This window comes from Candidatus Obscuribacterales bacterium (assembly GCA_036703605.1).
GTDB lineage: Bacteria > Cyanobacteriota > Cyanobacteriia > RECH01 > RECH01 > RECH01.
This window is the reverse complement of the sequence record DATNRH010001104.1, coordinates 1-1,529: the sequence shown is the minus strand read 5'-3', so window position 1 is coordinate 1,529 and position 1,529 is coordinate 1. Positions and strand designations below refer to the sequence as shown.

The 1,529-nt window shown below is 50.6% G+C and carries 1 protein-coding gene; it reads left to right on the top strand.

The genetic code is table 11. The annotated features are described in order from the left end of the window. The first annotated feature begins 341 nt into the window (after window positions 1-341). On the top strand, window positions 342-1,511 hold the full coding sequence (gene tyrA, locus V6D20_22925; GenBank protein ID HEY9818634.1) for a bifunctional chorismate mutase/prephenate dehydrogenase: 1,170 nt from the start codon (window positions 342-344) through the stop codon (window positions 1,509-1,511). The last annotated feature ends 18 nt before the right edge of the window (window positions 1,512-1,529 follow it).

Below are 1,529 nucleotides of genomic sequence, written 5' to 3'. Positions count from 1 at the left end.
ACGGTTCTCGGGGTTTTGGTGCTGGAAACTTTAAGTCATTGTTTGTTGCAATTGAGCGAGAACAGTCTCTACGCGGCAACCTCTAAGATATAAGCTATCTTCATGAACGACGGTATCTAGGCTGCACCCATACCTAGTCCTATTCTTTGAGTTTCAGCAGGCTCTAACGTTTCTGTTTACTATGCCACGAATTTCAGGGTAAACAGCGTTGCATCTGAATTCCAAGTCACTGAGATTAGCAAAAAAATATCCTTTGCTCGGTTCCATTTTCCTCGCGCCATCTTGATAGCGATCGCCGTCTGTGCCCTCATTTATTACTCTCCCAGCAAAAGGAACGAATCATGACAGATATTCAAACCCTTCAGTCTGTTGATCAGGCCTTGATTCATCTGCTACAACAGCGCGTTGCCTTGCTGCAAGCCTCGGATACTCCCTGCATCACAACCCAAATTGCGGACGTGCAACCCCTGCTCACTGAGGCTGGTATCTCAGAATTTACCTGGAAGACGTTAGTAACCAATTGCATGGCGATGCTTGCTACGGATGCTCCTGCTCAGCCTCAGCAACGAAGCGATCGCCGTCAAGTGACGATTGTGGGCGGACGGGGCGCAATGGGTAAGCTGTTCTGTGAGCAGTTTACAGCCACCGGCCATACGGTCAGCATCATGGAACAGGAGGACTGGGATCGGGCGGATGTCTTGTTAGGGCAAGCGGATTTAGTTTTGCTCTGTGTCCCGCTGAAACTAACTGCTGCCTTGGCTCGTCAAGTAGGGCCATACCTAGCTCCCCACACCGTATTAGCCGACATTGCTAGCACTAAGGTCGAGGTGATGCAGGCGATGCTGGATAGCCACCGTGGGCCAGTTGTGGGCTTACACCCGATGTTCGGCCCAGGGGTTACATCATTGCTGGGGCAAAAGGTGGTGGTTTGTGAGGGACAGCAGATGTCCCAATGCCAATGGGTTTTAGACTGGATCGAGGAAAATGGCGGCAATCTTATTCCCGCAACCCCTGATGAACATGACTCGATGATGATAGCTGTCCAGGCAATTCGCTTCTTCTCCAACTTTAGCTTGGGTACATTCTATGCTGAGGAAGGTATTGATATTGAGCGCAGTTTTGAATTTTCTAGCCCACTGTATCGTTCTGAAATCAACACGATTAGCCGCTTAGTTGCGCAGGATGCTGCCCTCTATGTTGACATTTTACTCGCCTCTGACGAACGTCGTGCTGCCGTCGGACGTCTGGTTGACACCTATGCTCGTCTCGCCCAGTTAATCCATGATGGCGATCGCGCTGCCCTGATTGCCGAATTTGAGAAAACGCGCGAAAGTTTCCGAGATGGGGCTGAGCGCTCGCTGGCAGAAAGTAACTACATGCTCAATAATCTCAGCCGCTTCTTAGCTGCTCATGATGCTGAAACTCGCGTCAGCGTTACGGCTGAGCGGCTATCGCTCCCATCGGTTAACCGTAGCAAAGCACCAGCAACTAAACTTGGAAAAGCGGCCTAAACGTTCTGGGCTTTGCAG